The organism is Robertmurraya korlensis NBRC 107688, assembly GCF_001591645.1.
In the GTDB taxonomy this organism is placed as follows: Bacteria; Bacillota; Bacilli; order Bacillales; family Cytobacillaceae; genus Robertmurraya_A.
Map to the genome: position 1 here is coordinate 80,024 of NZ_BCVH01000009.1, position 23,033 is coordinate 103,056.

The following is a 23,033-nucleotide window of genomic DNA, read 5'->3' on the forward strand; positions in this document are numbered from 1 at the left end:
CCCGCCAATATTACAGCGGGTTTTATGCTATGCGGAGATGATTGTCTTTACGGTAAGAGCCTAAGATGCCGTTTTTAGAGATCCTATAAATCATCTATTAGGATATAGCTCGCCTTAACAGGACCATGAACTCCAACTACTAAATTTAACTCAATATCAGCAGAATTACTTGGGCCAGTAATAAAATTTACACAAGAAGCAACCAGATTCCCTTGTTCATGGATTGAACGAAGCTTTTGTGCTGCTTGAGTCATTCTTGGTACCAGTGTGCTTTTGGGAACTAAGACGATGAGAGTAGCAGGGAGAAAGCTAACTGTTCGCCCCTTATCCTTGTCACTTAGTAAAACAACGGTACCTGATTCTGCAAGAGTAATTTCACTAATTGTGATACCTACGTTTGCTTTCTCAGCAAAAGAGATATTTTCCATTTCTTTTGTATAATCCCACTCATGAAAAGAAATACCTTCATTTGGCCAAATTTCATTTATCAGAGGAGAGAGACCCCATTTTGAAAAACGTTCATCCTTCCAAGATACAATGGGTCCGCCACCATGATTGGCAACCGTTTCTTTAAGTGTCTTTTCTAATTCCTTGGAATTCGTTTCAACGAGAGTCGTATGAATTTTTTCACATTGTAACCTCAGAACGTCTACCAATTCATCAACTGTTGCATCCTTTAAAACAAGATGTTGGGGCTGATGCTGCCAGTTGCGAACAGGTGCGTTTTTCATCCAACTATCCCGACCAAGCGAGGTAGCAATTTGAGTTAAAAACTCATCACGATTTTGAATTGAACCTGTCATGATTGATCCCCACCTTTATCCCTATTTTTAAACCAATCTCTAAATCTTTCTTTGTTTGGCGCAGGGAATTCACGAATTTCTGTCCATGCCTTTAAAGGACCGACCCCTTTGGATATTTTGTCACCTGAAGTGAAAGGCAGCATAGCAGTTGGTGCGAACTTAGAACCAAGATTGTAAAGGGAAGGAGAGGCAGCACCCAAACCAAATGCCTTCATGGCTAATTTTTCAGAAATCGGTGCTTTTCCTTCTTTTTCAACAATTGTTTGTCGGTGCTTATGCAACAATTCATGTAAAGGTATTTTTACAGGACAAACCTCTGTGCAAGCACCACAAAGTGTTGATGCGTATGGTAATTCCTTATAGTCATCGTACCCACCTAATAAAGGTGATAATACAGCACCAATCGGCCCAGAATAGATAGACCCGTATGAATGACCACCAACATGTCGATAAACAGGACAAACATTTATACAGGCTGCACAGCGAATGCATTGCAGGATTGATTGAAATTCACCACCGAGTATACTTGAACGTCCATTGTCTACGATAACTAGATGGAAGTCTTCCGGGCCATCCACATCAAGCTCTTCACTTGGACCAGTTAAGACAGTAATGTAGCTAGTCAGTTTCTGCCCAACCGCACTTCTAGTTAGGAGACTAACAAGAACTTCCATTTCCTCAAATGTTGGAACTAGTCTTTCCATGCCCATTACGGTGATTTGTGTTTTCGGAAGGGAGGTAACAAGATCTGCGTTTCCTTCATTGGTGACTAAACTAATCGATCCTGTTTCTGCAACGGCAAAATTACAACCAGTGATTCCTACATCCGCTGTTAAGTACTCCTGACGAAGCATATCCCTAGCATGCCAGGCAAGTTCTTCTGGTTTTTCCGTTTTTTGATAGTTTAACTTTTCAGTAAATACATCACGGATTTGCTCTTTATTTTTATGAAGAGCAGGGACGACGATATGTGAAGGAGGATCATGGTCATCAACTTGCAGTATATACTCACCGAGATCCGTTTCTATCACTTCACAACCTGCTTCTTCCAGACATTGATTAAGATGGATTTCCTCTGTAACCATCGATTTTGCTTTAACTACTTTTTTGGCATTTTTTTCTTTAATCACGCCACGAATATATTCATTGGCTTGTTCAGCAGTCTGAGCGAAAAATACATGTCCGCCTCGCTTGGAAACATTGTCACTTAGCTCTTTCAAGTAGTAATCAAGATGCTCCAGTACATGCTTTCTAATCTCCTCACCATGCTTGCGCCATTCTTCCCAGTTTCCTAGTTCGTTCGTTGCGTCTAGTCTTCGCGTACCCATTCGTTCTTGTGCGCCAACTACAGCTCCTCGCATGAAGGAGTCATGAATTCCTTTATCTACGCGCTCTTTAAAATCAGATGTGCTAATTTTCATTGACATTGTTATCCCTCCCCAAGTTCCCAGCTCATTAGCGGCTATTTAATACTTCGGCAATATGTAATACCTTAATTGGTTTTAAGTTTCGTTCAATACGCCCGCCGATGTTCATTAAACAACCAGCATCTGCACCGATTAAATAATCCGCTCCGGTTTCTTCCACGTGAGCTACCTTTTCGTCCACCATTTGTTCGGAGATTTGTGCCATTTTTACAGAAAATGTCCCTCCGAATCCACAGCATTGCTCTTTTCCCGGTAATTCCGTGAACTCTAAATCTTTTACATTTGATAGAAGGATCATGGGAGCTTTTTTTACTCCTAGTAATCTAGTCATATGGCAGGAAGTATGATAAGTCACTTTTCCCTTAAAGCGGGCACCAACATCCTCTATTTTTAGTACATCAACAATAAATTGTGTTAATTCGTAGGATTTAGAAGCAAGGTCTTTTGCTTTTGGACCCCAAATCGGATCGTCTTTGAAAATATGCTCATACTCATGAAACATCGTAACGCATGAGCCTGAAGGAGAGACAATGTAATCAGCATGTGAAAACGTATTAATCATCGTTTTCATTGCTTCCTTCGATTCATTTACATATCCGCTATTATATGAGGGCTGACCACAGCAAACTTGAGCGGTTGGGAAATCAATTTCACAGCCCAAATGCTCTAGCAATTCAACAGTTGCTTTTCCTACATTGCTCTGGAACATATCTACAAGGCATGTGGCAAAAAGGGTAACTTTCATGAATTTTTTTCTCCTATCCTATTTAAAGTCAGGTCATCTGATGACCTGTTCAAAAAAAGATTAATTAATAACAATAATACTATATTTATAGTATTTCTTGAAAGGGATTACAAGAAATTTTCTAAAAATGCACTTCATCTCTTAATAAAGTGCATTTTATTTTAAATATTTATAAAGGACACTTTCTACCTTTTCAAGATGATCTAGCATAAGTGCTCGTGCCTTTTCTCCGTCTTTATCTTTAATAGCTAAATAAATTTTGTAATGTTCTTCATAAAGTCGGTCAACGGAGATTTGCTCAGAAAAGAGCCAGAGACGGCGAGTCTCCCTAATCGTTTCACCGATTAATCCGGATACATGGTTCATTAAATTTACAAGTAAAGGATTTTGAGTAGCTTCGGCAATTGACATATGGAAGGCAAGGTCCGCTTTTTCATTAAGCTCTTCATTCCCGCTAGCAAGTTGCATTTCCTTAAGGGCGGTTTCAATGGTTTGTAGATCTTGCTCTGTTCTTTTTTGTGACGCTGTGAAACATGTTCCCGCTTCTAGAATTTTTCGGACCTCGAGTAAATTTTGAGTATCCTGTAAATTCATTAATATAGCAGTAGAAAGGGGAAGACTTACTTGCTCAGATTCAAACTCCTTAACGTATGTTCCTTCGCCTTGCTTAATTTCTATTAACCCCATCGCTCGTAAAGCGGTTAATGCTTCTCTAATGGTCGAGCGTCCAACCTGAAAGTTTTCCGCTAGTTGCTGGACTGAATCGAGCTTATCCCCAGGCTTAAATTGTCCTTCCTTAATCATATCGTGTATGGTATCAGCAACTTCTTCATATATTTTTTTGGGTTTAATCTTTTTGTAATTCAATTGAAGAGCCTCCAAAACAAATTCTTATATGTAGTATACAACTTTTTTTAGTTTAAGTAGGCTATAACATATGAAAAAAAATCTGCCCAAGAGTTAGGCAGATTTTTCTATATTATCGATAGTTTGTAAATTGTACTTCTACAGTTAAGTCTGCATCTTTCATAAGAGCAATAATTTTTTGGAGATCGTCGCGATTCTTTCCAGTTACGCGAACTTGGTCGTCCTGGACTTGGCTTTTTACCTTTACGCCACTATTTTTAATAATTGTATTTATTTTTTTGGCATTTTCTTTATCAATTCCTTGAACAAGCTTGGCACGTTGTCTAACTGTACCTCCAGAAGCTCCTTCAAGCTTCCCGTAATCGAGATTTCCAATTGGAACTCCACGCTTAATTAATTTACTTAGTAATACATCTTTAAGCTGATCTAGCTTATACTCGTCATCAGAAATAAGTACCAATTCTTCCTTGTCTAGTGATACTTCACTTTTACTTCCCTTAAAGTCATAGCGAGTAGATATTTCCTTCATTGTCTGTGTAATCGCATTTGTTACCTCTGAAAAATCAACCTTCGATACAATATCAAATGAACTTTCTTTAGACATATGATCCTCCAATATAATCAAAATATTTTTATGTAGCTTTTATTCAGTTTCCCTTTATGGGTTCATTATAGTAAAATATAGCAGTTCAAACAACTTTCTCAACGTTTTATAAACGATAGATAAGGTTAATGTATAGATAAAGATAAATTTTAGGAGGTAGTGTATGTCACTAACTGAGTACATTGGACAGGTTACCACACTTACGGTAGCGAGACAGGCTGCATTTGGATACTTTTTAACGGATGGAGAAGAAGATGTTCTTTTACATGAAAATGAAATGGTTGAAAAAGAGGAATTAACTGAGGATCAAGAGGTTGAGGTATTTCTTTATATCGACTCTCGCGATCGTATCACAGCAACCACATACATACCAGAAGTTCAAGTAGGGAAGTACGGATGGGCAAAGGTAGTTGAAGTAAAGCCGGGAATTGGTGTGTTTATTGATATAGGTATAAAAAAGGATGTGTTATTAGGAGAAGAGGATCTTCCTGTCCACACATCTGTTTGGCCAGCTATTGATGATCTTTTATATATCACTCTTCGGGTAAATAAAAATAACCGAATATATGTAAAAGCCGCAACAGACCCCATCATTACAGATATAAGTATTAAGGCTACGTCAAAGGATTTTAATAAAAATATTCAAGGTCATGTCTACAGAACAGCTAAGGTAGGAACTTGGGTATATACCGTAGAAGGATTTAAAGGCTTTGTTCATGAGTCGCAAAGGAAAGTCGAGCCTAGACTAGGTGAAAAAGTAGAAGGGCGAATCATCGATGTGAAAGAGGATGGAACTGTAAATATCTCTTTAGTTCCTCGTAAGCAAGAAGCTCTTGATGAAGATTCAAATAAAATTTATGAGTATCTTCTCCTTAGAAACGGTGCAATGCCTTATAGTGATAAAAGTATGCCAGAAGACATTCAGGAACGATTTGGACTTAGTAAAGCTGCATTTAAGCGTGCATTAGGTAAATTGATGAAGAATGGGTTAGTGTATCAAGAAGAATTCTGGACATATAAAAAAGAAGAAAAAAATGACGTGGAGTAACCACGTCATTTTTTTCTTATAGATGATCCGTTTTCTTGGAATACGAATGCTTTCCTGCTTTTCGGTTCTTTTCAGCTAACATGTTTTTTTCATGTCTCATGGCGTTTTTATCTTGTGCTTTTTTATCATTATCAGAAGTATGTGGCATAATAATCCCCTTTCCTCGATAAAACAAACTACCTTAAAGTACAAGGCTTCTACTAGTTTCTGTCGGATAAAGGGAAGTATGCAAGTTACGACTGAAGCTTATTTAGAAAGAATATGGCAATTGTACCTGGACCTGTATGTGATCCAATTGCGGCTCCAATATCAGATATATAAACCTCTTGTGGTTTGAACTCTTCGATGATCATATTTTTCATTTCTTCAGCGGTTTCTTTATCATCTGCATGACTAATTCCGATAACTTGTTCTTGTAAAGAGTCTCCTCGCTCTTTCATGACTTCAATGATTCGACGCATTAACTTTTTCTTACCTCGAATTTTCTCAATAGGGACAAGCTTACCATCTTCTACATTTAGAAGAGGTTTAATATTTAGTAGACCTCCAACGAAAGCAGACGCTTTAGAAACCCTGCCACCTTTCGCTAAATGATCTAAATCATCAACTGAAAAGAGATGCTCCATATGCTTACAATTAAACTCAGCGGCCCTGGTGACTTGCTCCTTTGTTGCACCATCCTTCAGGAGTTTCGCAACCTTTCTAACAACCAATCCACATCCAAGAGAAGCACATTTTGAATCAATAATGGTTAAATCAAGATCAGGATATTGTTCTTTGACTTGGTCACGTATCATCACCGCTGTTGAATACGTTCCAGATAATTCTGATGAAAAAGCTATGTATAAACCAGATTCGTTATTTTGGGCTAGTTCCGTAAAATATTTTTCAAAAACAGCAGGAGAGACCTGAGATGTTTTTGGTAAATCTCCGTTTCGAATGCTCTCATAAACAGTTTCAGGATTAATCGTCAACAAATCTTCGAACTCCTGGTCCTTTACATGTACCTTTAGAGGGAGCATCGTTACGTTATTTTCAGCAAAAAAGTTAAGCGGCAAATCGCTAGCAGAGTCAGCCATTAATTTGATCGACATGCCTATCACACTCCAATAACTTTGTAATCTTATCTTTAGTTTAAAGAAATTATAGGTGAATTACAATTAAATGGAGGAGAGTTTGCTCATAATAGGAAAAATAGAGTTTTCGAGGAGGGAAAAGTCATTGATTTATCTGCATACGAAAAAAATAATAATCGTGACCATCGGAGCTATATTAAATGCAGTGGCAATGAATTTTTTCTTAATTCCGGCTAATGTTTACTCTAGTGGTTTTGTAGGAGTGGCACAGCTATTATCGGGTGTACTAGGGAATTTTATGTCTACAGGAGTTTGGTTATTTATCCTAAACCTTCCTGTTACCATATTAGCCTGGAAAAAAGTTGGTCGTTCTTTTACGGTGTATAGTTTTATCAGTGTATTCCTCATGTCTTTTTTCTTAGAAATCGTCCCAATCATTAATGTTTCAGAGGACATCTTACTGAATGCGGTATTTGGAGGAGTGATTGCGGCAGTTGGAACAGGAATCACCTTAAAGTGGGGAGCTTCTACAGGGGGGATGGATATTGTAGCGATGGTTTTATCTAGAATGAAGGATAAACCAGTCGGAACCTATTTCTTTATTTTAAATGGTGCAATCATTGTTACCGCGGGTTTTTTATATGGGTGGGAAAAGGCTCTATATACATTAGTCACTTTATACGTTTCTACAAGGGTAATTGACACGATCCACACTCGTCATGAAAAGCTTACAGCAATGATAATCACAAAAAAGTCGGAGGAAATGAAACAGGCAATTCATTCTAAGCTTGTTCGAGGAATTACTACTGTACCGGCAAAGGGTGCATTTACCAATGAAAATAAAGAAATGCTAATAACGGTCATTACTCGTTACGAATTGTTTGATCTCGAACGAATTATTAAGTCAGTTGATCCCAATGCATTTACCAATATCGTTCAAACTGCAGGGATTTTTGGCTTTTTCAGAAAGGAATAACTAATAGGAGGGAACATAATGAAAAAAGTACTCTTTATTATCACTATCTTTTTCATGCTCATTCCAACAACAATGGGCTATGCAAAAGAGGAATCTGATTTTAAGAACATTGTTGTGGACGGGGAAGGCGGGAATTATAAAGTACGAGGGGATGCTCACATAGGGAAAGACTATTTTTATTATTCCGTTGAAGATGGGCATACACAGTATATTGAGGAAACAAAAATACAAACGGGAAAAGCTTTTGGTGAGGCATATCCTTTTGTGATTACCATTTCTATTCCAAAAAAGAAACTTCCCAAAAACAGTACCTTGATTATGAATCTTTACTCGAAAACGGATAAGGGTGTAATAACCCAAGCCCACCCAGTCGTGTTGGAAGTGTTTGAATAAGTTTATGACGCGAGAATGTGTTTCAAGAGGTGAGTTCGTGTCATAAAAAGGAGTTTATGACGTAAGTACTTGGAAGAAGGGAAGGGTACACGTCATAAGAGGAAGTTTATGGCGCGTGGCCACAGAAAAAGTGAAGGATACACGTCATAAAAAGAAGTTTATGACATCAATGAGTAACAAATAAACGCTACCAAGTCATTAGAGTAGGAAATGCAGGATGATTCAAAAAAGAAGGCTGACAAATGCGTCAGCCTTCTCTTTTTTATATATCTAGCTCGTTTTGCATTTCTCGCAGCTGTGCTTGTTCAGCCACAGTGGAGTTTGCATATGCAGAAGATAAAGCATTTTTGGCTCTTGCAATCGCTTCATACTGGCCGCTGCCCGTTGCGTTTTTAGCAAGGTCAACTGCTCGTCTGGCTTCGATAAATAGTCTGTTCCCCATTATATTCCACCAAGTGATGATTCTTTTACATTTTCCATTTTTTGTGCTTCTGCTTCTGCATACGTTGTATGATATGGGATACGTTCATCATGCTTGGATACTGCATCAACACCTTGTTGTACAAAGCGTTTTGATTTATTGCGTTTACCCATTGCAAATCCCTCCATATCCGAGCTATTTGAAGTAGCAGGCTTGCTACCTCAAGTGTTAGTATGCTCACATACACGCTCGCTTACTAGAGGAAAAAATGGGAGGGTTTGTATATATTGTTACAATGCCTTTAAGTTTAAACAATCATTGAGGTAGATCGCAATTCCATCTTCTTCATTTGTCAGTGTTACCTCATTAGCAATGGTTTTAAGTTGATCAATGCCATTTCCCATAGCAACTCCACGACCAGCGTACTCAATCATCTCAAAGTCATTGTCCTCGTCGCCGAACGCAATGATTCTTTCCTTTGGAATATGTAGGAACTCGGATACTTTTTTCAGTCCCACTGCTTTGCTTAAACCTGATTTCACAATTTCTATTACGTGCCATGGATCAGCCCAACGACGGTGATCAATAACCTCTGCATGAACATCTGATAAATGCTTTCGAATGTCCTGTACCTGCTCTTCTTCGGCGTGTATGAGCATACTAGTTGGTGATTCCTTTAAGAATCTTCGTAAATCCCCTGTTGTTATATTCGGTTTTCCTAAACCGAATATATCCAGAAGTTTTTCATCGTGGTAATGAAAATACACATCATCAATAACCTCAGCAATAATATTGTGAAAGGAAAAAGAGTCCAGTGCCTCTACAATATCCTTTGCCACTTCTATATCTAAAGGCGTATGGTACGTTCCCCATTGATTAGAACGGGGATGATGAATAAATGCACCGTTAAAATTTACAATTGGAGTGGTAAGGTTTAATTCATGGTAATACATTTCACTCGAGCGATATGGTCTTCCTGTTGCAATCATAATCTCATGCCCTTGCTCTCTCGCAGAGTTTAGGACTTTTTTCGTTTTTTCTGAAATGGTCTTATCGTCTTTTAACAAAGTACCATCAAGGTCTAAAGCAATTAAATGTTTTTCTTTCATGTCTATCCCTCGATTCCTCGTAGTAGGTTAAGTGTAAACCTTTGGGAAAATACTTGTCCACATGATACACTAAAATATAGAAATTCTTAATAAAAGAATATTGTACATATTCTTATGTTACCAATACTGCTTCCCTTCTGTAAAAATATTCAACTTATTATTGGAGGTTTACTTTTTGATTTCTGTTGAAAATAAACAAATAGGGGAGATTCCATTATTACATTTGGCTCAGACAAATATTTTTCATGAGAAGCTCCCTCTCATTATCTTTATTCATGGGTTTACTAGTGCAAAAGAACATAATTTACATTATGCCTATTTACTTGCTCAAAAAGGATTTCGTGTAGTACTTCCGGATTGTCTTTATCACGGAGAGAGACAGACCGAAGAAACGAAATCTCAATTGCAATTTCATTTTTGGGAAATTGTTTTACAAACGATATTGGAGCTAAATGATATTAAAGAACATTTTGAAGATAGCCAGTTGATCGACTCGGAAAAAATTGGTGTTGTTGGCACATCAATGGGTGGCATTGTTACTCTAGGTGCATTAACAAAGTATCCGTGGATATATACTGCTGTTAGTCTGATGGGTATGCCTTATTACGAAAAGCTTGCTAAGGCACAAATTGCTGAGCTACAGAAACAGGGAAAAGAACTCCCGTTTGAGAAGTCAGTGTTAGAAGACCTACTTGATCGTCTTCGAGAAAGGGATCTGAGTCTACAACCCGAAAAATTAGTGGGAAGACCCCTATTATTTTGGCACGGGAAAAGAGACAATGTTGTTCCATTTTCGTATGCGTATGAATACTACGATAGCATTAAACAATATTATCATCAAACCCCTCAGCTTCTAGAGTTTATAAGTGATGAAAAAGCAGATCATAAGGTGACAAGAGATGGAGTGTTTAAAACCGTTGAATGGTTTGAAAAGCATTTGCTTATACCGAGTATGATATACGTCACTTCAGCCGAAAAATAATCATTATATTATAACTTATGTAAACCATTTTGTTATCATGTAAATAGAGTTCAATTTTAAGGAGTGATTATAATGGATCAAGATTTAAAAGATAGTATTATGGGGGCATTGGAATTGGTTGTTGACCCAGAGCTTGGAGTCGATATTGTGAACCTTGGCCTTGTTTATGATATTGAGATGGATGAGGAAGGTACAGCAACTGTTACAATGACGTTAACCTCTATGGGTTGTCCGTTAGCAGGTACTATTGTGGAAAACGTGAAGGAAGCTCTAAGTGATATTCCAGAAGTGAAAAAGACAGAAGTAAATATCGTCTGGAACCCACCATGGTCAAAAGAGAGAATGTCAAGATACGCGAAAATTGCACTTGGAATTCGATAGGACATTAGCTAACCGCTTAATCGGTTAGCTTTTTTCTATTCATTTACCCTAAAAATATATAAGAGTGTGAGCTATTTCACTTAAAAAAAGTCAGGATACCCATACAATAGATGTAATAGTGCTTTGTCAGGAGGCTCTTATCATGAATGTCGTTCGAGACTTTAACAAAGATCCGTTTATTGTTATTTGGGAATTAACAAGAGCTTGTCAGCTAAAATGTCTTCACTGTCGTGCAGAAGCTCAGTACAAAACAGATCCAAGGGAACTAACCTTTGAAGAAGGTAAACAATTAATAGATCAAATACATGAGATGAATAATCCAATGCTCGTTTTTACAGGCGGGGATCCACTCTTGAGGAATGATGTGTTTGATATTGCTGAATATGCAGTAAAAAAAGGTGTTCGCGTTTCAATGACACCGAGTGCTACACCCAATGTAACGAAAAAATCAATTGAAAGAGCAAAAGAGGTGGGTCTTTCTCGTTGGGCTTTTAGCTTAGACGGTCCGACTGCTGAAATACATGATCATTTTCGCGGTACAGCAGGCTCATTTGACTTAACGATTGAAAGAATTCAGTACCTCCATGAGCTTGAAATACCGATTCAAATCAACACGGTAATCTCTCGCTACAATTACGAATATCTTGACGAGATGGCTGAATTAGTTGAAAGGCTAGAATGTGTATTGTGGAGTGTCTTTTTTTTAGTACCAACTGGAAGAGGACAAGAAAAAGATATGATATCCCCAGTGGAGCATGAAAAAGTATTCATTTGGCTTCAAGAGCTGAGCAAACGTGTGCCTTTTGATATAAAAACAACAGCGGCCCAGCATTATCGACGTGTCTTTATTCAGCAAAAAATGAAAGAAGAGAAGAAAAAAGAGAATATCTCCTACTTAGATGCCTTAACTAGTCAGGGCTTAACAGGAAGTATTGATGGATTAGGAAGAGCTCCAAAGGGAGTAAATGACGGAAACGGCTTTGTCTTTATTTCTCATATCGGAGATGTGTATCCAAGTGGACTTTTACCAATAAAAGCAGGGAATGTACGGGAGCAACCGCTAGCAGAGATTTACAGGGAGTCACCTATTTTTAAAGACTTAAGGAATCCTGATAAATATAAAGGGAAATGTGGAGTATGTGAGTTTAGATATGTATGTGGTGGCTCACGCTCAAGAGCATATGCAATGACAGGGGATTACTTAGAAAGTGAACCGTTTTGTGTTTATGTGCCAAAGGCTTTAAGAACAAAATAATATAAGAGTGCAGTAGCCGCTGCACTCTATGATTAATCAATACTGCAATATACCTTTGGACAATTTTCACAACCAATTTCATCTTTCAAATATTGAAGGTTGTGAACGGTGATTTTGCTCTTTTTTATGGAAATAATTTGCTCTGCTTTTAGTTCATTTAAGATGCGATTTGTGCTTTCACGGGAAGTTCCACAAAAGTTTGCAAGCTCCTGATTCGTTAGTGGAAGATCAATAAGAATACCGTTTTGAACCTCTACACCATAACTGTTAGTCATGCGGATAAGAGTAGAGTATAAGGCGCCTTTCTTTCCGTTTAACACGAGGTCACGGAACTTCGTTTGTGTTTTTCTGAAGTGATCGCTCATCCATTTTAAGAACTCTAGAGCAAGAGAACTGTTTTGAAATATTTCTTTCTCGAGCACATCTTTATTGATTGCAGCAATTTCTGCATCTTCAAGTACTCTGGCGCTAAGCAGATATTTAGGGGAATGAGTAAAAAGTGTTAGCTCTCCGCATATGTCGTTTTTACCACAAATCCGTAAAGAAAGCTCTCTGCCATCCGATGTAATTTTACTAATCTGTACTTTCCCTGACAGGATGACGTACATTTCCTCTGCTTCCATACCTTCTTGAAAGATAAATGTATTTTTTTCTCCAATAAAGCGGCGATCAGCCAAATGAAGAAGTTCTTTAATCTCTATTGAATGAGTTTCTTTCATAGCTGCTGCCATCTTTCGTTCACCCTTTTTTAGACATAAATGATTCTATCATCTAGAATGAGGGTAATAAGAATTGTTGTCAATAACTTCACGTGTGATGTAACAATATGTTCACGTTTAATAAAATAGTTATGTTGTAAAAGGGGTACCCATTGTAATAAAATAAACTACAATGCATGCAAGATACTCTTGCTATGGAGTTGAATATAATGAAAAAAATTACTGATCAATTAAACCGTCCGTTACGTGATTTAAGAATATCAGTTATTGATCGATGCAATTTTCGGTGCCAGTATTGCATGCCTGCGGAGGTGTTTGGTCCTGATTTTGCCTTTTTACCAAGAAATGAATTGCTAAGTTATGAGGAAATTGAGCGTTTGGCTCACATTTTTGTTGGACTTGGAGTGGAAAAAATACGCCTAACAGGTGGGGAGCCTCTGCTTCGAAAACAGCTCCCGTTATTAGTAGAAAAGCTCTCTAAAATAGAGGGTTTAAAAGATATAGGGTTAACAACGAACGGTGTTCTTCTACCAAAGTATGCCGAGGAGTTAAAATCTGCTGGTCTTAAGAGGGTAAATGTCAGTCTTGATAGCTTAAATGACGAGCTTTTTGGTGAAATTAACGGTCGTGGGGTTAAAACAGGACCTGTGATTGAAGGGGTCTTAGCCGCTCAAAAAGCAGGATTAGGTGTCAAACTGAATATGGTTGTTAAAAAAGGTTTAAATGATCAAGAGATTGTTCCTATGGCCCAGTTTTGTAAAGATAATGGACTTCAACTACGTTTTATTGAGTATATGGATGTAGGGAGTACAAATGGGTGGAAGATGGATGATGTTGTGACCAAAAAAGAAATCTATGAACGATTGAATGAGCATTATTTGCTAGAGCCTGTTGATCCGGATTATTTTGGAGAAGTGGCAAAAAGATATCGGTACGAGGGCTCAAACGTAGATGTCGGATTTATTACTTCCGTTTCTGAGTCGTTTTGCTCTAGCTGCACTCGTTCTAGGCTTTCTGCTAATGGTCAAATCTTTACTTGTTTGTTTAATGGAAACGGACACGATATTCGTGACTTTATGAGAAGTGGTGTCTCTGATTTGGAGATTGAACAAAGAATAACAGACATTTGGAATGGAAGAAATGATCGTTATTCCGATGAGCGAACGGAAGAAACAAGAGCAAATAGAAAGAAAATCGAAATGTCTTATATAGGTGGGTAACAAAAACTACGAAGTAGTCTCAGACTGTAGACAAACTCGAGGGATTTCGAGTATGCCTATGGTCTTTTTTATTTTAAAATATAGATAAAAATCAGCCTTTTTCCCACCATTCTCAAACAAAAAAATGACAAAAGGCAGTGAGAAGAGCTTCCCACTGCCTTTTGTCGACATTGCTTCTTTGACAGAAGTAGTTTATTTTTCCTATCCTATTAGATATATCTTGGGAACAAGATATTATTTTCTAGATGGACATGCATAAATGTATGTTCTTCTAATAGTTCAAGTCTTTTGTATACTAAACGGTACGTACCACATGCATCCATTGGTGGTTGGAAGTCTGATGTAATATCTCTTAATTCCTTCAAAATGGCACCAGCATGATCATGCTCTTTTTCTAGCTCAGTTATTTCTTTAATCATTTCGGTACGGGTTTCGCCAGTGGTAGAGTCGAGCTTTTGAAGCATTGGAAATACAAGTTCTTCTTCTTTTGCTGTATGTTCAAGCAATTCCTTTTTTAGTTCATAAAATAATTCGTACACCTTTAATAATTCTGGACGATGGCCACCATGAACCTTTGCCACCTTTGTAACGTAAGGACTTAAATTAGCTAGTTCTTCTTCTAATGGACGGTGGTAATGTTCAATTACATGGTTAATAATTACGTCAGATGCTGAATCTGTCCATACGGCTACATCTTCTTTCGATCCTTCATACGTATCAAAAAGCTGTTGAAGCTCTTGGATGATTGCACTAGCATCTACCGATTTTTCGGAAGCGGCTTGGTCTAAAGGAATATTCCCGCCACAGCAAAAATCAATTCGGTTTCTTTTAAATACGTCTGCAGCCTTTGGGAATTCATTTACTATATCTTTTACTAATGAGTCAGTTTGAAATGGATATGTCATTTAATTAGCCCTCCAAAAATACTTTTTATTTACAAATTAAGAATAAATCATTTCGTATTCTTTTAAGGTGATGTGAATCACACTTTAATGAATGTTTCATATTTTCTTCAAATCATTAATGGAAGTACGTTAAAATAAATTAGTAAGTGATGTTTGTCCTGTTGGATCGTTTTATGGAAGTTTATAATAAACACAGGTAAACAGAGGATCCTTTTTATATAGGAGTTGATATAGTTGGTTGAAAAAAGAACACCAATAAAAATTAGTGAAGCAGTAAAAAAAGTGATGACATATTCTATACATGGCAAAAAAGAGCTAGTTTCCATAAATGAAAGCTATGGCCGATACCTATCAGAGGATTTAATATCCACGTCAGACGTTCCTCATTTTAATCGTTCTCCCTATGATGGTTTTGCTATACGTTCGGTTGACTCAGTAAATGCTTCGCTCACCAACCCTGTTGAATTTGAAGTGGTTGACCATATTGGTGCTGGATATGTTTCCAATAAGGAGATTGGTGAATTTGAGGCCGTTCGAATCATGACAGGTGCACAAATGCCAACCAATTGTGACGCAGTTGTCATGTTAGAACTTGCAAAAACTAGCGAAAAAAACGGGAAGGCATATATGTCAATTAAGAGAGCTTTTAAGCCTGGAGATAATGTATCTTTCGCTGGAGAGGATGCAAAAAAAGGAGAAGTTCTTATAAAAAAAGGTACAAAAATCAATCCCGGTATTCAAGCGATGCTTGCAACATTTGGTTATAAGGATGTAGCCGTAGCTAAAAAGCCGGTGATTGGTCTATTTGCCACAGGTACAGAGCTTCTAGAAGTAGGCGATGAATTACAGCCAGGGAAAATTCGAAATTCTAATACTCATATGATCATTGCTCAAATCGAGCGTTCAGGAGCCGCAGTTAAATATTTCGGAAAGCTGCCTGATGATTTTGATTTATGCTATGAGTCGATTAGACACGCCATAGATGAGGTTGACCTATTGGTCACGACTGGTGGTGTTTCAGTTGGAGATTTTGATTATTTACCACAAATTTATAAGAAGCTAGGGGCAGAAGTACTTTTTAATAAAGTGGCTATGAGACCAGGAAGTGTGACGACTGTCGCGCATTTAGATGGGAAAATTTTATTTGGTTTATCTGGCAACCCTTCTGCTTGTTATGTAGGCTTCGAGTTATTTGCTAGACCAATTATACGCACCATGCTGTTTTCTCCGAAGCCACATTTAAGAAGGGAAAAGGCCATTCTTGAAGTGGATTTTCCAAAGGCAAACCCTTTTACACGCTTTGTGAGGAGTAGTGTAACAATCGCTGATGGAAAGTTAGTTGCTGCACCTAGTGGAGTGGACAAATCAAATATCGTGATGAGCCTAGCAGGGGCTAATTCGTTTATCATCCTTCCTGGTGGAACAAGAGGCTATGAAGCGAATACGATTGTTGATGTCTTATTATTAGAGGATTATGAAGGTAGCGAATGGCCATGGTAAAGCCATTACTTGTACAAGTAGTGGGTTTTCAAAACAGCGGGAAAACAACATTTGTAAAGAAACTACTACAGGTATTATCGAAGCTTAACGTAAGGGTAGCTACTATTAAGCATCATGGGCATGGTGGGAAACCTGACATAGTTGAAAAAAAGGACTCTTCGGAGCATATACACTCTGGTGCGTTTGCAGCACTAGTTGAGGGAGAAGGGAGACTACTTCTTCAAGTAGAAAAGGATGAATGGCACTTACAAGAAAAGATTGATATGTTAAGTAGTATGAGCCCAGATATTATTGTAATAGAAGGGCATAAAGAAGCGACCTATCAGAAAATTGTTCTTTTGAGAAATGAAGCAGATTTTGAAGCTCTCAATAGTTTAGAGAATATTTGTGCGTTTGTATGTCGTGAACCATTAGATGTGAATACGAATGTTCCCATTTGGGATGAAGACTCTACTTTAAACTGGCTTGTACAATATATAAATAAAAAGAGAAATGACAGAAACTGCAAAGAGTAAAGTGCTTTGCAGTTTTTTGTGCTGTGATTCAATTCACTTACTATCCTTTCAAATTCTTTTATAGTATAGATAGTTACAACACTAGGAGTGGATACAATGAACTTATTTTTACCAAAGCAACATGGTGCTTGGGCGATGTTAATTATTCCTTTTTGGTTAGGTATAATTGCCTCTAACTTCCTTTGGCAGCATATTCCCTTCTTTATAGGCTGGTTATTGCTATATTTGGCGACATATCCTATGTTGTTATTATTCAAAAAAAAGAAAATCTCTTTTTATAGAAAATGGACAATGATCTACATGCTTCCTGCTTTATTATTTCTGCTATTCCCTTTGGAGACAAATCCTTTTATTATTTTTTTTGGTCTGATCATGATCCCGTTTTTTTGCATAAATGCTTATTTTTCTAGTAAAAATAGAGATCGTGCACTTTCGAATGACCTTAGTGCTATTGTTGTATTTGGAATTGCTGGACTAGCAAGTAGCTTTTTAGGGGAAGGATTTGTTAGTGACAAAGCCTGGCTTGCCTTTTTCACTTCTATTCTATTTTTTACAGGAAGTACATTCTATGTAAAAACAATGATTCGTGAGAAGAAGAGTGAGATATACAAATGGATTTCTTGGGGATATCATTTGTTAGTGTTTACTTTCTGGTTAATAGCAGGGCAGTGGATGATTGCCTTAGCAATCTTGCCTAGCTTGCTAAGAGCCTATTATTTCTATGGAAAACCTTATTCAGTTAAAAAAGTAGGAGTCTTAGAAATTGGAAATGCTGTTCTGTTTTTTGGAATGATGACAGTGGCATTACTATTCTCATAAATAAAAGCACTCGGTATTTTCCTTCCGGGTGCTTTTAATCAATTTTACAAATGTCTATTGGGCAATCTTCACAATCAATTTCATCTCGTAAAAACATTAGATTATGGATGGTAATAATCCCTTTATCAATAGAGATAATGTTGTTTTTACGTAACTCGCTTAACAATCGATTAGCTACCTCCCTAGAGGTTCCACAGAAATTAGCGATCTCTTGATTAGTCAAAGGTTGATCAATGACAATTCCTTGTTCACGAACAATCCCGTAGCTATTAGATAAACGAATGAGTGTGGAGTATAATGCTCCTTTTTTACCGTGGAGAATAAGGTCTCTAAACTTGGTTTGGTTTCTCCTGTGCTGACCATTTAGCCATTTCATAAATTGCAAAGATAAGGAATGGTCCTTGCTAAGCTTTTCCTCCAAGTCACTTTTATAAATGACGGCAACCTCACCATCTTCTACAATTTTTGCGTCTAACATGTATTTAGGTGAAGAACAAAATAAAGGGATTTCCCCAATAAGCTCACCAGTTGAGCACATTCGAATGGTCAGCTCTCTTCCATCTGGGACCATTTTGCTTATTTGGATTTTTCCTTTAAGAACGACAAATAACTCCTCCGCATTTTGCCCTTCTTGAAATAAATAATTTCCTTTTTCCATCTTACGTGTATACCTTGCCACTTTTATAAAGTCCTGTAGCTGTATGGAAGTATTCATGGAGATGTCACCTGCCTGACCGCTTTGCTAGCCACTTTAATTAACTAGTCTAACTGTAAAAAGAAATATCAATTTCGTCAACCTTAAAACCTTCTAATAAGAGTAATTGTTTATACAGATTTTTTGTTAGAAGTACTAACATTAAAAATAATCTAAAAAAATTGAAAATAGTTTAAAAAATTGGTTGATTTTATTGTTAGCTATTTTTATAATAAGGTACATTAAAACTTATAAAAATTAAATCGAATGATTAAATATGCAATATTATTCAGGAAGGGGTAAGGAATGAAAGTATCAATTATCGGAACAACTGGATATGGTGGAGTTGAGTTGCTCCGTATATTGCACTCACACCCTGAATTCGACATACATTCCATTCATTCAACAAAAGAAGAGATTGCCATTTCAGATGAATACCCACATCTTTATGGAATTATTGATAAAAAAATGAGCAGCATCGATGCTGATAAAATTGCTGAGGAAAGTGATCTAGTCTTTTTTGCTACTCCATCAGGGGTTTCCTCAAGTCTCGTTGATCAATTCATTGGAAAAGATATTAAGGTAATTGACCTATCAGGGGATCTAAGGTTAAAGGATTCTTCTGAATACCAAGAATGGTATAAAAAAACTCCCGCAAATGATTCTATTGTTGAAGAGGCTGTATATGGCCTAACCGAGTGGAACAAGGATCAGGTGAAAGCCGCAAATTGGGTTGCCAATCCAGGGTGCTATCCAACAGCTACTTTACTTGGGTTAGCTCCTGTAACAAAGGACGGGTTAATTGATCCAAGGAGCATTATCGTTGATGCGAAATCTGGAACGTCTGGAGCAGGAAGGGCAGCTAGTCGAGCAACATTGTATGCAGAGATCAATGAGAATTTTAAAATTTACAAGGTGAATGAACATCAGCATATTCCTGAAATAGAACAGCAATTAAAACTCTGGAATAGTGATATTCAACCAATTACCTTCAGTACACATCTTCTTCCGTTAACAAGAGGAATTATGACCACAATGTATGTCCAGCTTTTAGAAGACTGGGAGACAGAAAGAGTTATAGAATTATATCAGTCGTATTATGAAAATGAGCCGTTCGTCCGAGTAAGGCCACAGGGCTATTTTCCATCAATCAAGGATGTATCAAGTTCGAACTATTGTGATATAGGGTTACACGTGGATAAGAGAACAAATCGATTAACAATTGTATCGGTAATAGATAATTTAATGAAGGGTGCTGCAGGGCAGGCCGTACAAAATGCAAACATCATGTTTGGTTTGGAGAGTCATTCAGGTTTGAAGTTTATGCCACTGTATCCGTAATAGGAGGTTAAGGGATGGAAGTTTTATCGGAAGTGTCACAAGTAAAAAAAGTAAATGGTGGTAGCGTAGTCTCACCAAAGGGGTTTTATGCAGGTGGTGTACACGCTGGACTTCGTTATTCTAGAAAAGATGTTGGATTAATCTATAGTGAAGTACCTGCAAGCAGCGCAGCTGTTTATACCTTAAATCAGTTTCAAGCCGCACCGCTTAAGGTAACACAGCATAGTGTTCAGGAAAATGGAAAGCTTCAAGCGGTAATTGTCAATAGTGCATGCGCAAATGCTTGTACAGGAGAAAGAGGTCTACAAGATGCTTACTCCATGAGAAAGCTGACAGCCGATAAACTGAAGCTTGAGGAAACGCTCGTAGCGGTTGCTTCTACAGGAGTAATCGGCGAATACCTCCAAATGGATCGAATAGCAGCAGGAATCTCAGAAATAGAATTTGGTGAAACACAAGAAGATGCTGAAGGATTTCAAACGGCGATTCTGACAACAGATACTTGCATGAAAAGCAGCTGCTACACAACAGAGATTGACGGAAAACAGGTTACGATGGGGGGAGCTGCTAAAGGATCTGGAATGATTCATCCTAATATGGCTACTATGCTTGGCTTTATTACCTGTGATGCAGCAATTTCTCCTGAGTCCCTTCAGAAGGCACTAAAAAGTGTAACGAATAAGTCCTTTAATCAAATAACCGTTGATGGAGATACATCTACGAACGATATGGTACTTGTAATGGCAAACGGAGAAGCTGGCAATGAGGAACTTCATGAAGGTCATAAGGATTGGGAATCTTTTATTGAATTATTGAAGCAAACTAGCCAAGACTTGGCGAAGCAAATTGCTCGTGACGGTGAGGGAGCAACGAAGCTTATTGAGGTGAGTGTTAAAGGGGCAGCTTCCAATGAAGATGCGCGTAAAATTGCAAAGCAAATTGTTGGTTCAAATCTAGTGAAAACGGCTATTTTCGGTGCTGATGCTAACTGGGGACGTATTATTGGTGCTGTTGGTCAAGCGGGTGTGGAAGTGAATGTTGATACCGTAGATATTAAGCTAGGTGAAACAACGATGTTACTAAATAGTGTACCTCAAGTATTTTCAGAGGATGAAGCAAAGAAATATTTAGAGAATGATACGATTCATATTTTCGTCGATTTACAATTCGGAAATGGAGTTGGAAAGGCATGGGGTTGTGACCTTTCTTACGATTATGTGAAAATTAATGCGAGTTATCGAACGTAAGGGGGCACACACAAGTTGTCAACGATCGTAATTAAATGTGGTGGAAGTGTTTTAAATGAGCTTTCAGCTAGTTTTTTTGAAAGTATTAGAGAGATGAAGAAGAAAGGCTTCTCTGTAGTGATTGTTCACGGTGGGGGACCAGACATTAACGACATGCTTGAGAAGCTAAATATTATGCCAGAGTTTGTGAACGGACTAAGAAAAACAACGAAGGAAACTTTACAAATTGCTGAGATGGTGCTTACAGGTAAAACAAATCGTAAGTTAGTCGAACAACTAAATGATTTTGGTTTGACAGCTGTAGGTCTAAATGGTAGTGATTCTAACTTAATCCAAGCAGAATACTTAAACAAGGATAGCCTTGGTTATGTTGGTAAGGTCCAATCCATTAATAGGCAATTCATTCAATTGATGATTGAGGCAGGACATATACCTGTGATTACACCAATTGCAATTAATAAACAAAACGTCAAGCTTAACGTCAATGCAGATTATGCGGCTGCTGCAGTTGCAATTGGAATAGAAGCAGAGCAATGTTTATTTGTTACAGATGTGGATGGAATTCTCGTAAACAACCAAGTAAAAAGAGAGCTTAATAAACTGGAAGTTACTGAATTAATAGATAATGGAACGATATATGGCGGCATGATTCCAAAGGTTGAGTCTGCAGTGTCCGCCATAGACATGGGGCTTAAGAGCGTAATGATCGTGAACGGGAAAAAAGGATTTTTTGAAAATGGACAATGGCTTGGAACTCAGATTTGTAGAAAGGAAGGGATACTTCAATGAGTGGTCTTTTTCCAACATATGCAAGATGGGAAGTGGAGCCAGCTAAGGCTGTAGGTTCCTACTTATTCGATATAGATAATAAGAAATATTTAGACTTTACTTCTGGAATCGGAGTTTGTAACCTTGGACATCAGCCAGAAACGGTGAAGAAGGCTGTGATGAATCAGCTTGATCAATTCTGGCATGTATCGAATTTATTTCCTCAAGAAAAGCAAGTAACTGCCGCAAAAATGCTTGCCGATGCTGCTGGATTAGAGGCAGTGTTTTTTGCAAATAGCGGGGCAGAAGCAAATGAGGGTGCAATTAAACTCGCAAGAAAAGCAACGGGAAGACCAAAAATTATTACGTTTCAACAATCGTTTCATGGAAGAACCTTTGCAACGATGTCAGCCACTGGGCAAGACAAAATTAAAGAAGGTTATGGAAACATGCTTGAAACATTTGTTTACGTACCATTTAATGATATCCAATCACTTAAAGCAGAAATGTCTAATCAAGTGGCTGCTGTAATGCTAGAGGTCATTCAAGGTGAAGGCGGTATTCATGTTGGTGAAGAAGCGTTTCTAAAAGAAGTAGAGAAACTTTGTAAAGAATACGGTGCGTTATTTGTAATTGACGAGATCCAAACAGGTATAGGCCGAACAGGAAAGCCGTTTGCCTTTCAACATTACGATTTATCTCCTGATATTGTGACTTCTGCAAAGGGATTAGGAAGTGGATTTCCTATTGGAGCAGTAATCGGTACAGAGAAGCTGGTATCGTTTTTTGGACCAGGAAGTCATGGTTCAACGTTTGGTGGTAATCCAGTCTCTATCAGTGCTGCAATTGCAACGATGGAAGAGATTTTTACCCCTGAATTTTTAGCATCAGTTGTTCATAAGGGACAATACATTCAAACTTTACTCGAACAGGAACTAAAGGATCTTTCTGTTGTGAAGGATATTCGTGGTTCAGGGTTAATGATTGGTGTCGAATTACAACATTCGGTTGGATCCATTCTAAAGGACTTAAGAGATAACGGGTTGTTAGCTTTACCAGCTGGTGAAAAGGTCCTCAGACTGTTGCCTCCATTAACTGCAACAGAGGAACAAATAAAAGTAGCCGTTAATATAATTAAAACGGTACTGCAAAAATCATATATTACAGCCTAGAGAGGCTCTCTTTTTTATAGAAGTATGCATAAAAATTAAGTCGTGG

The 23,033-nt window shown here is 37.8% G+C and carries 27 protein-coding genes; 14 read left to right on the top strand and 13 right to left on the bottom strand.

The window, feature by feature from the left end:
• Positions 1-83: 83 nt before the first annotated feature.
• The 5 genes from BKO01S_RS13470 to BKO01S_RS13490 form a co-directional block, all read right to left on the bottom strand.
• Positions 84-803 (bottom strand): LutC/YkgG family protein, encoded by a 720-nt coding sequence (locus tag BKO01S_RS13470; RefSeq protein WP_066054673.1) that lies wholly within the window; start codon positions 801-803, stop codon positions 84-86.
• Positions 800-2,230: a LutB/LldF family L-lactate oxidation iron-sulfur protein gene (locus BKO01S_RS13475; RefSeq protein WP_066054676.1), complete on the bottom strand. Its 1,431-nt coding sequence runs from the start codon at positions 2,228-2,230 to the stop codon at positions 800-802. The genes BKO01S_RS13470 and BKO01S_RS13475 overlap by 4 nt, the downstream gene beginning before the upstream one ends.
• A gap of 28 nt (positions 2,231-2,258) precedes the next feature.
• Positions 2,259-2,975: a (Fe-S)-binding protein gene (locus BKO01S_RS13480; protein ID WP_066054679.1), complete on the bottom strand. Its 717-nt coding sequence runs from the start codon at positions 2,973-2,975 to the stop codon at positions 2,259-2,261.
• Between the two features lie 156 nt (positions 2,976-3,131).
• A complete protein-coding gene (locus BKO01S_RS13485) occupies positions 3,132-3,842 on the bottom strand; it encodes a FadR/GntR family transcriptional regulator (protein WP_066054682.1) in 711 nt (236 codons plus the stop codon).
• Positions 3,843-3,954: 112 nt separating this feature from the next.
• Positions 3,955-4,446, bottom strand: coding sequence for a YajQ family cyclic di-GMP-binding protein (locus tag BKO01S_RS13490; protein ID WP_066054687.1), 492 nt, complete (start codon positions 4,444-4,446; stop codon positions 3,955-3,957).
• A gap of 163 nt (positions 4,447-4,609) precedes the next feature.
• Between BKO01S_RS13490 and BKO01S_RS13495 the strand changes: the two genes are divergently transcribed.
• Positions 4,610-5,494: a CvfB family protein gene (locus BKO01S_RS13495; protein WP_066054690.1), complete on the top strand. Its 885-nt coding sequence runs from the start codon at positions 4,610-4,612 to the stop codon at positions 5,492-5,494.
• A 16-nt stretch (positions 5,495-5,510) separates the two neighbouring features.
• Here BKO01S_RS13495 and BKO01S_RS23965 read toward each other — a convergent pair whose 3' ends face one another.
• Complete coding sequence (locus BKO01S_RS23965; RefSeq protein ID WP_084362074.1) at positions 5,511-5,642, bottom strand: DUF3941 domain-containing protein; 132 nt, start codon at positions 5,640-5,642, stop codon at positions 5,511-5,513.
• Between the two features lie 85 nt (positions 5,643-5,727).
• Complete coding sequence (locus BKO01S_RS13500; RefSeq protein ID WP_066054693.1) at positions 5,728-6,588, bottom strand: DegV family protein; 861 nt, start codon at positions 6,586-6,588, stop codon at positions 5,728-5,730.
• Positions 6,589-6,715: 127 nt separating this feature from the next.
• Between BKO01S_RS13500 and BKO01S_RS13505 the strand changes: the two genes are divergently transcribed.
• Positions 6,716-7,546 (top strand): YitT family protein, encoded by an 831-nt coding sequence (locus BKO01S_RS13505; RefSeq protein WP_066054695.1) that lies wholly within the window; start codon positions 6,716-6,718, stop codon positions 7,544-7,546.
• A gap of 18 nt (positions 7,547-7,564) precedes the next feature.
• Positions 7,565-7,939, top strand: a complete 375-nt coding sequence (locus tag BKO01S_RS13510) for a hypothetical protein (protein WP_066054698.1) — start codon at positions 7,565-7,567, stop codon at positions 7,937-7,939.
• A gap of 262 nt (positions 7,940-8,201) precedes the next feature.
• Here the strand turns inward: BKO01S_RS13510 and BKO01S_RS13515 are convergent, their stop codons facing one another.
• The 3 genes from BKO01S_RS13515 to BKO01S_RS13520 form a co-directional block, all read right to left on the bottom strand.
• A complete protein-coding gene (locus tag BKO01S_RS13515; RefSeq protein ID WP_066054704.1) occupies positions 8,202-8,381 on the bottom strand; it encodes a DUF3813 domain-containing protein in 180 nt (59 codons plus the stop codon).
• Positions 8,381-8,533 carry a hypothetical protein gene (locus tag BKO01S_RS24660; protein ID WP_198158817.1) on the bottom strand — a complete coding sequence of 51 codons (153 nt, stop codon included), beginning with the start codon at positions 8,531-8,533 and terminating at the stop codon, positions 8,381-8,383. The genes BKO01S_RS13515 and BKO01S_RS24660 overlap by 1 nt, the downstream gene beginning before the upstream one ends.
• A 117-nt stretch (positions 8,534-8,650) precedes the next feature.
• Complete coding sequence (locus tag BKO01S_RS13520; RefSeq protein ID WP_066054707.1) at positions 8,651-9,469, bottom strand: Cof-type HAD-IIB family hydrolase; 819 nt, start codon at positions 9,467-9,469, stop codon at positions 8,651-8,653.
• A gap of 175 nt (positions 9,470-9,644) precedes the next feature.
• On the opposite strand from BKO01S_RS13520, the gene BKO01S_RS13525 reads away from it, so the two are divergent.
• The 3 genes from BKO01S_RS13525 (at position 9,645) to BKO01S_RS13535 (ending at position 12,087) form a co-directional block, all read left to right on the top strand.
• Positions 9,645-10,451: an alpha/beta fold hydrolase gene (locus tag BKO01S_RS13525; RefSeq protein ID WP_066054710.1), complete on the top strand. Its 807-nt coding sequence runs from the start codon at positions 9,645-9,647 to the stop codon at positions 10,449-10,451.
• Between the two features lie 72 nt (positions 10,452-10,523).
• On the top strand, positions 10,524-10,832 hold the full coding sequence (locus tag BKO01S_RS13530) for a metal-sulfur cluster assembly factor (RefSeq protein ID WP_066054715.1): 309 nt from the start codon (positions 10,524-10,526) through the stop codon (positions 10,830-10,832).
• A 142-nt stretch (positions 10,833-10,974) separates the two neighbouring features.
• The gene (locus BKO01S_RS13535) at positions 10,975-12,087 is read left to right on the top strand and encodes a TIGR04053 family radical SAM/SPASM domain-containing protein (RefSeq protein WP_066054719.1); all 1,113 of its coding nucleotides are present in this window, start codon (positions 10,975-10,977) and stop codon (positions 12,085-12,087) included.
• Between the two features lie 32 nt (positions 12,088-12,119).
• Here the strand turns inward: BKO01S_RS13535 and BKO01S_RS13540 are convergent, their stop codons facing one another.
• Entirely contained in the window at positions 12,120-12,818 is a 699-nt protein-coding gene (locus tag BKO01S_RS13540) for a Crp/Fnr family transcriptional regulator (protein WP_066054722.1), read from the bottom strand.
• A gap of 197 nt (positions 12,819-13,015) precedes the next feature.
• Between BKO01S_RS13540 and moaA the strand changes: the two genes are divergently transcribed.
• Positions 13,016-14,026: a GTP 3',8-cyclase MoaA gene (gene moaA, locus BKO01S_RS13545; protein ID WP_066054726.1), complete on the top strand. Its 1,011-nt coding sequence runs from the start codon at positions 13,016-13,018 to the stop codon at positions 14,024-14,026.
• Positions 14,027-14,235: 209 nt separating this feature from the next.
• Here the strand turns inward: moaA and ric are convergent, their stop codons facing one another.
• Complete coding sequence (gene ric / locus BKO01S_RS13550; protein ID WP_066054733.1) at positions 14,236-14,931, bottom strand: iron-sulfur cluster repair di-iron protein; 696 nt, start codon at positions 14,929-14,931, stop codon at positions 14,236-14,238.
• A gap of 234 nt (positions 14,932-15,165) precedes the next feature.
• Between ric and BKO01S_RS13555 the strand changes: the two genes are divergently transcribed.
• The 3 genes from BKO01S_RS13555 (at position 15,166) to BKO01S_RS13565 (ending at position 17,765) form a co-directional block, all read left to right on the top strand.
• On the top strand, positions 15,166-16,431 hold the full coding sequence (locus BKO01S_RS13555) for a molybdopterin molybdotransferase MoeA (protein ID WP_066054740.1): 1,266 nt from the start codon (positions 15,166-15,168) through the stop codon (positions 16,429-16,431).
• Complete coding sequence (mobB, locus tag BKO01S_RS13560) at positions 16,419-16,946, top strand: molybdopterin-guanine dinucleotide biosynthesis protein B (protein WP_232311240.1); 528 nt, start codon at positions 16,419-16,421, stop codon at positions 16,944-16,946. Before BKO01S_RS13555 ends, mobB begins: the two co-directional genes overlap by 13 nt.
• Before the next feature lie 96 nt (positions 16,947-17,042).
• On the top strand, positions 17,043-17,765 hold the full coding sequence (locus BKO01S_RS13565; RefSeq protein WP_066054746.1) for a YwiC-like family protein: 723 nt from the start codon (positions 17,043-17,045) through the stop codon (positions 17,763-17,765).
• A gap of 34 nt (positions 17,766-17,799) precedes the next feature.
• Here the strand turns inward: BKO01S_RS13565 and BKO01S_RS13570 are convergent, their stop codons facing one another.
• Positions 17,800-18,480: a Crp/Fnr family transcriptional regulator gene (locus tag BKO01S_RS13570; protein WP_066054749.1), complete on the bottom strand. Its 681-nt coding sequence runs from the start codon at positions 18,478-18,480 to the stop codon at positions 17,800-17,802.
• A 285-nt stretch (positions 18,481-18,765) separates the two neighbouring features.
• Between BKO01S_RS13570 and argC the strand changes: the two genes are divergently transcribed.
• From argC to argD, 4 genes are read left to right on the top strand one after another with little or no spacing between them, the layout of a single operon-like run.
• Positions 18,766-19,800 (top strand): N-acetyl-gamma-glutamyl-phosphate reductase, encoded by a 1,035-nt coding sequence (gene argC, locus BKO01S_RS13575; protein WP_066054751.1) that lies wholly within the window; start codon positions 18,766-18,768, stop codon positions 19,798-19,800.
• 14 nt (positions 19,801-19,814) lie between these two features.
• Positions 19,815-21,047 carry a bifunctional ornithine acetyltransferase/N-acetylglutamate synthase gene (gene argJ, locus BKO01S_RS13580; RefSeq protein ID WP_066054755.1) on the top strand — a complete coding sequence of 411 codons (1,233 nt, stop codon included), beginning with the start codon at positions 19,815-19,817 and terminating at the stop codon, positions 21,045-21,047.
• A 15-nt stretch (positions 21,048-21,062) separates the two neighbouring features.
• Positions 21,063-21,836, top strand: a complete 774-nt coding sequence (argB, locus tag BKO01S_RS13585; protein ID WP_066054758.1) for an acetylglutamate kinase — start codon at positions 21,063-21,065, stop codon at positions 21,834-21,836.
• Positions 21,833-22,987, top strand: a complete 1,155-nt coding sequence (gene argD / locus BKO01S_RS13590) for an acetylornithine transaminase (protein ID WP_066054761.1) — start codon at positions 21,833-21,835, stop codon at positions 22,985-22,987. Before argB ends, argD begins: the two co-directional genes overlap by 4 nt.
• Positions 22,988-23,033: the final 46 nt, after the last annotated feature.